Annotated in this window: 7 protein-coding genes and 1 pseudogene; 1 reads left to right on the top strand and 7 read right to left on the bottom strand. The window is 61.3% G+C overall.

Going from position 1 to position 8147, the window contains the following annotated elements:
• Positions 1-836 precede the first annotated feature (836 nt).
• A complete protein-coding gene (locus AC0L25_RS21790; protein WP_473597402.1) occupies positions 837-2084 on the top strand; it encodes a S8 family peptidase in 1248 nt (415 codons plus the stop codon).
• An 18-nt stretch (positions 2085-2102) separates the two neighbouring features.
• On the opposite strand, the gene AC0L25_RS21785 is transcribed toward AC0L25_RS21790, so the two are convergent.
• The 7 genes and pseudogenes from AC0L25_RS21785 to AC0L25_RS21755 all read right to left on the bottom strand — a co-directional run bounded on the left by AC0L25_RS21785 (position 2103) and on the right by AC0L25_RS21755 (position 8140).
• A complete protein-coding gene (locus AC0L25_RS21785) occupies positions 2103-2492 on the bottom strand; it encodes a hypothetical protein (RefSeq protein WP_473597401.1) in 390 nt (129 codons plus the stop codon).
• A 51-nt stretch (positions 2493-2543) separates the two neighbouring features.
• Positions 2544-2750, bottom strand: coding sequence for a hypothetical protein (locus AC0L25_RS21780; RefSeq protein ID WP_473597400.1), 207 nt, complete (start codon positions 2748-2750; stop codon positions 2544-2546).
• Positions 2747-3568 (bottom strand): annotated as a pseudogene (locus AC0L25_RS21775) (caspase family protein); the annotation flags it as partial. The gene AC0L25_RS21780 and the pseudogene AC0L25_RS21775, both read right to left, overlap by 4 nt.
• Before the next feature lie 433 nt (positions 3569-4001).
• Complete coding sequence (gene dprA / locus AC0L25_RS21770) at positions 4002-5138, bottom strand: DNA-processing protein DprA (RefSeq protein ID WP_473597399.1); 1137 nt, start codon at positions 5136-5138, stop codon at positions 4002-4004.
• Positions 5135-5722 (bottom strand): glycerol-3-phosphate 1-O-acyltransferase PlsY, encoded by a 588-nt coding sequence (gene plsY, locus AC0L25_RS21765; protein ID WP_473597398.1) that lies wholly within the window; start codon positions 5720-5722, stop codon positions 5135-5137. Before plsY ends, dprA begins: the two co-directional genes overlap by 4 nt.
• 172 nt (positions 5723-5894) lie before the next feature.
• Positions 5895-7181 (bottom strand): dihydroorotase, encoded by a 1287-nt coding sequence (locus AC0L25_RS21760; protein ID WP_473597397.1) that lies wholly within the window; start codon positions 7179-7181, stop codon positions 5895-5897.
• Positions 7178-8140: an aspartate carbamoyltransferase catalytic subunit gene (locus AC0L25_RS21755; protein WP_473597396.1), complete on the bottom strand. Its 963-nt coding sequence runs from the start codon at positions 8138-8140 to the stop codon at positions 7178-7180. Before AC0L25_RS21755 ends, AC0L25_RS21760 begins: the two co-directional genes overlap by 4 nt.
• Between the last annotated feature and the right edge of the window lie 7 nt (positions 8141-8147).

Below are 8147 nucleotides of genomic sequence, written 5' to 3'. Positions count from 1 at the left end.
TCAACACCTCCGGCCAAAAGCCAAAAGTGTTACCTATGTGTCCGGTACAAAACGTCACCTATGTCTCAGGTCGGGCAATTGAAAATTCAATTACTGGTCGATGGAGCGAAGCCAGGATCTGTGCGGCTGCAAAAGCCTCGCTCCTGTTCGGGCGTCAGATGGCTACCCGCCGGAAGACGATAGCACAGCGGCATCTCCTAGCCCGTGCCATCATCTCATTGTCTCGGTCAGCGCCTCATAGGCATGCTGCATAGCTGAGAACGCGGACAATCTCTTACAAAGAGCACTGGCGCCACTGTAAGAATCGCGGCGACCAGGATTTGCAGGCAAAGATTGGGGGACTCCCGCCCGCCTGCCGCGCGGTCAGGCTGCCCAGAAGCGTTCTGGTCGCTCTTGCGAAGGGCGATATGTACCCCTTCCGGAAAACTCAGCATGCTGAGTTCGCTAGACCATTGCAGGGCCAGCACAGCGCTCAGCCCGCCCAAAGAAGGGCGGTCGCACGAGTGAACATTGCCTGCTTGCCTATCGGTCAGATCGCTCATGGAATCACTGCCGCGATAGATGCATTAGGTCACTAATAACGGCTCGCCGATTTCGACGCGAGCAGAAAGATGCTGAAGAAGGACTGTGACTGGGGTGTGGCGCAAACCATCAGAATTTAGGTGGATGTAGGGATCGATTGTGGTATTTATATTTGGTCACCATGAGAATGCTCTTTAAGCGTCTTTGATTTGAACCACGTTCTCTAACGACTAGCTTGTTGCCGCGTTCGCTTGGCCGAATGCGCAACGGATCTGTGAATTCCTTTGATAATTACAATAGTGAGGGGAGGGGCCATGCGGCAAGAACCGAAGTATATTGTCTTGCGTGATTTGACCAGCAAGCCGGATAGCGCCGCAACGAGACCGCTTCGCCCGGACAGCCCGCTTGGCCCGCCGAAAGGCCTCACCAAGAGCCTCTCCCAGATTCACGCGAACAGCCTGAAAGCGATGAAATCCAACCTCACACTTGACGTTGGGGTGGATCGCAAGGATGCCGAAGATGCCCGGCGCGACAAACGTACGCTTGGCATCGCGCTACCGATGCCGACGGCGCTAATTGCACCGACCGCTGCCGGCAGCGGGCCCGACAGCCGCAATGTAAGTTGGGGCGTCGCGGAAGTCGGAGCCTTGAAAGCGCCGGTCACCGGCGCCGGAGTGACAGTCGCCGTGCTGGATACGGGCATCGATCGCAAACATGCTGCCTTCGCGGGCCTCATGATCGAGGAACGGGACTTTTCCGGGGAAGGCAACGGCGACAAAGAAGGTCATGGAACTCATTGCGCCGCGACGATATTTGGCCGCGATGTTGCCGGATTCCGGATCGGGGTCGCGCCTGGAGTCGAGAGGGCCCTGATCGGAAAAGTGCTCCGCAGCGATGGTGGTGGCGATACGGCTATGCTTTTCAAAGGACTGGAATGGGCGATCATTGCAAACGCGGACGTCATTTCCATGTCGCTCGGCTTCGATTTTCCGGGTTACGTCAACGGCCTGGTTGCTGACGGATGGCCGGCCGACCTGGCCACGTCCGACGCCCTCGTCAGTTACCGGGACAATCTGCGGCTGTTCGACAATTTGATGCAGCGGGTGAGGTTGCTGGCAAATCAGAACAGTGGCTCTATCGTTGTCGCGGCGGCGGGTAACGAAAGCAAAGCGGGGCAAGAGCCGAACTACCGGATAGCCGTATCGCTGCCAGCTGCCGCGTTGGGCTTGATTTCCGTGGGAGCCCTTCAGAAATACGACGACGGACTGAGCGTCGCTGATTTTTCGAATACAATGCCGCGCCTGACCGCTCCCGGCGTATCGATCAGGTCAGCTCAGTTCAACACCAAAACCGATCTTGTCGTCATGAGCGGCACCAGCATGGCCTGTCCGCATGTCGCAGGCGTTGCGGCGCTGTGGTGGGAACAGTTGCGCAAGGAAGGCAATGCCAGCGCGGGACGGGTCGAAGCCAAATTGCTGGCCAACGCCAAAAGCAACGTCTTCCGTGCCGGAGTCGAGCCGCTCGATAGAGGGGATGGGATGGTCACCGCTCCTGTGGCGTGATCCGATACGGATATCCTGTCAGTCATCTGTGACAAAAAGCAGAGCCAATCCGACGGTTAATCCAAGAATACCCCCGACCAGAGGGCCGAGTATGAGCCCTGTTTCGACCAGATTTGCCACGCTTGTATTGTACAAAGCGCTCAGCACGAGTTGTTCAAAGGCAAGGCTGAAGGCGTAGAAGCCGATCGCGCTCACGAGGGATACGAAAAGCGTTGCCAGCACCGACACGACGGCGTTTCGGCCAAGCTTGCGGTAGTTGGTCCTCTCAAAGCTATAACTCAACGTGGCAAACACGATGCCAGCAGTTCCAAGCAAGCCACCCGGCAGCAGCGTTGCAGGGGTGGCGGGTGGGCGGGATTGGATTCCGAAGTACCAGGTTATCGGAGGTCCCACCAGCACACCGGCCAACAGGCCTCCCGCAATGCCGCCGAGCAAAAGCCAGTACCGCGCAAACTTTATCTATGGCCGTGCAAACCATTGCGGATTCTTGGCAACTATGGAGCAGGCTCCAAGCACCACTCCGGTCAGAATGGCGGCCAACGTTATTTCGGAGAGAACCTGTCCAAAAGGCGCCCAATGGTAATCCTGAGTTTTGTCCCAGGAGTAGTAATAGGAAACGGCGATGATCGGAGCCGCCAGGATACCACCGAAATATCCGCCGATCATGCTGCGCGGCCAGTTGACTCGGCTCGTCGGCTTGATTTCGCCGCGCATGAAATCATAGGCCTTCCCAAACCTCGGAGAAAAAAAACCAACGCGCCAAACATCGCGGCAACGACCGGTACGACGTATTCCGAGCCGGGACGGTCGGCGACCACCAGCCACAATGTCAAGATCGAGACCAGAAACGCTGAAAGCCCGATCAGGTTGGCAGAAAACCAAAGCAGCGATCCCGCGCTGAAGTAAAACGGCACAAGCAAGGAAGACGACGTCCAAGGCTCCTGCTGGCTGCTTGTCTTGTCCTGGACGTAGCGGGCGACGCGCAGCATCAAATTGTTTATCGATAGGTCCGTCGTTTCGATATTCGCCAGCAAACCTTCGGTGAAAATGGACGAGGTTCCCGTTCCCTGCCAAGCCACCTTTCCAGGCGCCGCCGCATAAGCGAGAAAGGCCTGCCCAGCAAATTGCTGCGCCGAAGCTGAGGAAAAGGCGAGCCCAGGATCGATTGTGTTGGGTGGCGGTTTCGGCATCCCCTTTCCCACCGCATCGCGGGCGATTTCCGCGTTAACATTTTCCTCGAATGGATTGTCCCGGCAGGCGTCCAGGAAAACCAGCGAAATCTCTGCTTTTTCCGTTGTTCTCCTTGTCAAATCCTGGATCGAAATCAAACCTTCTATAAACTTATTGTTGTCTATATCGGACTCGATCGGGACTATGTAGTTAGTTCCATCTATCTGCAATCCATGACCGGAATAGTAAAGCAGACCTATGCTTGCGTTAGATGCAAGGGATTCAAATTCTTTGAACTTATTGTTTATCGCGGCGCTCGTGCCGTTCCGTCAGCGAGACCGTTTCGAAACCCAGCCGATCCAACGCAATCGTCATTTGTGCTGCGTCATTCGGGGGGGGTCTGCAGCCTAGCCACCATTGCCGAGCACAAAGGCAACCCGCTTGCCTGATCTATTTCCTGCGAGAAGTCCCATGGGAACCCCACCTTACCGCAATAAAACCAGATTCGATATTGTCTTTTACCATGAGCAGCGATGTAAGTCTAAGGTTGTCTTGATCTGTCGAGCGGTCGCGCTATCGGCGGAAAACTCTCCAATCGGCGCCAAAAACAAACTGCATTTTTGCGCCCTTTCTCGGAACGGCAACAGATGCCAGTCTTTGTGTTCTCAAGCATCCTACGATGACTTGAAACATCAAATTCTTGTCTGTCGATTCATGGGTTCGGACGCCATCGCGCTCAACAGAAAGTCACAGACCCCCGAAAACCAGCGAGACATTGCCGCCGGCGTGGCGCTCCAGCCGGCCGGCGAGGTCCAGTTCCAGCAGCACCATGAAGACCTGGGCGGGATGCAGGCCGGTGTGGCGGATGATTTCGTCGATCGCCACCGGCGTCGGGCCGAGGGCTTCGATAACGCGGGCGCGGTCGTCTTCGCCGGGCGGTGGCGTTGCCGAAAAGTCGGGCGGCTCCCCAAGCGGCACCGTCCTTGGTGCCAGTACGCCGACCAGCGGCGCGATCGCACTGGTAACGTCCGATGCCTCGGTGACCAGGGTGGCGCCGTCCTTGAGCAGAGCGTTGGCGCCGGCGGCGCGCGGATCGAGCGGCGATCCGGGGACGGCGAAGACCAGCCGGCCCATCTCGCCGGCAAGCCTGGCGCTGATCGGCGAGCCGGAGCGTTGCGCGGCCTCAACCACGACCAGCCCCAATGCTGCACCGGCGACAAGGCGGTTGCGGCGCGGAAAATCCTGGGCGCGCGGCTGCCAGCCGAACGGCATTTCCGAAATGATGGCGCCGCCGCGCTCGGCAATCTCGTTGCACAGCCCGGCATTCTCGGGCGGGTAGGGCAGGTCGAGGCCGCCGGCCAGCACGCCGATCGTGCCTGACGCAAGGCTGCCCTGATGTGCTGCCGTGTCGATGCCGCGCGCCAGGCCGGAGACGATGCCGTAGCCGTCGCGGCCGAGTTCGGCGGCGAGCGTTCGCGCCATCTTGATACCGGCCAGCGAGGCGTTGCGGGCGCCGACGATGGCAACTGCCGGCAGCCGGAACACCGCGCCTTCGCCCTTGACCGCGAGCAGCGGCGGCGGATGGTCCATGCTTTTCATCAGCGGCGGATAGTCCGACTCGCCGATGCCGACGAAGCGGGCGCCGGCCCGGCGGGCTGTCTCAAGTTCGGCCTCGGCCTCGGCCATCGTCGGGATGCGGACGATCTTTCTGGCGCCGCCCGAAATCATCAGCTCGGGCAGCATCTCGAGCGCCGTCTCGGCCGAGCCGAAGCGGTTGATCAGGTCGCGAAAGGTGGCCGGGCCGACGTTCGGCGTGCGGATCAAACGGAGCCAGCTCAACCGCTGCCGGTCGCTGAGTCGCGGCCCGGCGGCGCGCGGGTTCACTCCCTGGCCCCGATCTTGCCCTCGGTGCCGGCCAGCAGCCGCGTAATGTTGGCCCGGTGTTTTATGATGACGATCAGGCTCATCAGCGCGAACAGCCCGGCAACCTGCAACGTGCTGAGGACATAGAGCGCGATCGGCACGACGACTGCTGCCGTCAGCGCCGCCAGCGAGGAGTAGCGAAACAGGAAAGCGACGGCCAGCCAGACGACGGCGAAGATCAGTGCAACCTGCCAGGCAAGAGCAATCAGCACGCCGAGATAGGTGGCCACACCCTTGCCGCCCTTGAAGCCGAGCCAGACCGGAAAGAGATGACCGAGGAAGGCGCCGAGGCCGGCCCAGGGCCCGAGCTCCGGTGCAAAGCGACCGGCGATCAGCGCGGCCGCCGTGCCTTTCAGCGCGTCGAGCAGCAGCGTGGCGGCGGCCAGGCCCTTGTTGCCGGTGCGCAGCACATTGGTGGCGCCGATATTACCGGAGCCGATGTTACGGACGTCACCAAGGCCGGCGGCGCGGGTGATCAGGAGCCCAAACGGGATCGAGCCGAGCAGATAGCCGAACACCAGCGCCAAGACGATGTCGTAAGCCATTTGTTCCCCCCAACTCCAACTGCCGGCTTTAGGGAGTGTTGAGATTCAGGTTAGGCCGAGCCGAGAATAGTGGTTTCCGAGAACCGGAACGCAGCGTACTTTGGGTACGTGAGTACCGGAAGCACAGGAAACCGCCGTTCGCAGGCCGGCGTCACCTGAATATCGACACTCCCTAGGCTGAAAACACTGTGCGGCCCGCCACCATCGTTTGCAAGACCTTGCCCTGCAGCCGCGCGCCTTCGAAACAGGTGTTTTTCGAGCGCGAACGGATGCCGCCTTCGCTGACGATCCAAGGTTCGCCGAGATCGACCAGCGCAAGGTCGGCGACCGCGCCAGGTTTCAGCGTGCCGCCGGGCAGGCCGAACAATCTTGCCGGCGCGGTGGATAAGGTCTCGACCAGCCTAAGCAGCGTCACGTCGCCATTGTGATAAAGCCGCAGCGCCGCGCCCAGCAGCGTTTCCAGGCCGATGGCACCGGCCGCGGCATCGGCGAAGGGCAGGCGCTTGGTGTCGACGTCCTGCGGATCGTGCGAGGAGACGATGAGGTCGATCGTGCCGTCCTTGACCGCCTCGATCATCGCCAGCCGGTCTTCCTCGGCGCGAAGCGGCGGCGTCAGCCGGAAGAAGGTGCGGTATTCGCCGACATCGTTCTCATTGAGCGACAGATTGTGGATCGAGACGCCTGCTGTGACATTCGCGCTGTCGGCTTTCGCCCGCGTCACCGCGTTTGCCGCCATCGCCGTCGAGAGCTTGGCCGCGTGATAGGCGCCCCCGGTCAACCGCGCCAGCGCAAGATCACGTTCCAGCGGGATGGACTCGGCCTCGCGCGGAATGCCGGCAAGGCCGAGCCAGCTGGCGTAGAGGCCTTCGTTCATGACGCCGGACGAAGCGAGGTCGGCGTCTTGGGTTTCATGCGCGATGACGCCGCCGAAATCGCGCGCATAGGTCAGCGCGCGGCGCATTACCAGTGCGCTTGATATGGTGTGCCGCCCGTCAGTGAAGGCGACCGCGCCGGCCTCGCGCAGCAGGCCGAATTCGGTCATCTCGCGGCCTTCGAGACCCTTGGTGATCGCAGCTGCCGGAAAGATGTTGACGATCGCCGTATCCTTGGCGGTGCGCAGCACGAATTCGACCAGCGCGACATTGTCGATCACCGGGTCGGTGTCGGGCATCATGACGATGGAAGTGACGCCGCCGGCGGCCGCCGCCACGCTGGCCGAAGCGATGGTTTCGCGGTGTTCACCGCCCGGTTCGCCGATAAAGACGCGCGCATCGATCAGGCCGGGAATGATTGCTTTGCCGGCGCAGTCGATGCCGATGGCATCTTGCGGAGCGCCCTGGTTCAAGGCCGCCTTGCCGGCAGCGACGATCTTGCGGCCCTCGACAATGACCGTGCCGACCTCGTCGATGCCGCGCGACGGATCGACGATGCGGGCCTGGCTGAAGACCGTTGTGCTCATTGGGCAACTTCGCGGTTGCGGCGGGGGTCGAGCAGGGCTTCCATCACCGCCATGCGCACGGCAACACCCATCTCCACCTGTTCCTGGATGACGCTCTGCGGACCGTCGGCGATTTCAGAGGCGATCTCCACGCCGCGGTTCATCGGGCCGGGATGCATGACCAGCGCGCCGTCCTTGGCCGCCTTCAGCTTCTCGGCATCGAGGCCGAAATAGTGGAAATATTCGCGCACCGAAGGCACGAAGGCGCCTTGCATGCGCTCGCGCTGCAGCCGCAGCATCATCACCACGTCCGCGTCCTTGAGCCCTTCGGCCATCGAACGGGTGACGATCACGCCCATTTTCTCGATGCCGGCGGGCAAAAGCGTCGACGGCGCCACGACGCGGACCTGGGCGCCGAGCGCATTGAGCAGCATGATGTTGGAACGCGCCACCCGCGAATGCAGGATGTCGCCGCAGACCGCCACTATCAGCTTCGACAGCTGGCCCCTGGCGCGGCGGATGGTCAGCGCGTCGAGCAGCGCCTGCGTCGGGTGCTCATGGGCGCCGTCGCCGGCATTGATCACCGAGCAGCCGACCTTTTGCGCCAGCAGGGCGGCGGCACCCGCCGACTGGTGGCGGATGATCAATATGTCCGGGCGCATGGCGTTCAGCGTCATCGCCGTGTCGATCAGCGTCTCGCCTTTCTTCACCGAAGAACTGGCCACCGACATGTTCATGACGTCGGCGCCGAGCCGCTTTCCAGCCAGCTCGAACGACGACTGCGTGCGGGTCGAGGCTTCGTAGAAGAGGTTGATCTGGGTGCGGCCGCGCAGCGTCGAGGTCTTCTTCTCCGACTGCCGCGAGATCGCGACCGCCCGGTCCGCCCTGTCCAGCAAAAGCTCGATGTCGGCGGGGGAAAGATCGCGGATGCCCAGAAGATGGCGGTGGGGATAAAGTGGCAGGGACGAAGCGTCGGTCATCTCAAGG

The organism is Mesorhizobium sp. WSM4813 (assembly GCF_055811555.1).
This window is presented reverse-complemented; position numbering and strand designations above follow the sequence as displayed.

Excerpts from the sequence above, each read along its gene's own strand:
- plsY (WP_473597398.1), bottom strand. The coding sequence starts at position 5,722 with ATGGCTTACGACATCGTCTTGGCGCTGGTGTTCGGCTATCTGCTCGGC.
- AC0L25_RS21780 (WP_473597400.1), bottom strand. The coding sequence starts at position 2,750 with ATGATCGGCGGATATTTCGGTGGTATCCTGGCGGCTCCGATCATCGCC.
- AC0L25_RS21790 (WP_473597402.1), top strand. The coding sequence starts at position 837 with ATGCGGCAAGAACCGAAGTATATTGTCTTGCGTGATTTGACCAGCAAG.
- AC0L25_RS21760 (WP_473597397.1), bottom strand. The coding sequence starts at position 7,181 with ATGAGCACAACGGTCTTCAGCCAGGCCCGCATCGTCGATCCGTCGCGC.
- AC0L25_RS21755 (WP_473597396.1), bottom strand. The coding sequence starts at position 8,140 with ATGACCGACGCTTCGTCCCTGCCACTTTATCCCCACCGCCATCTTCTG.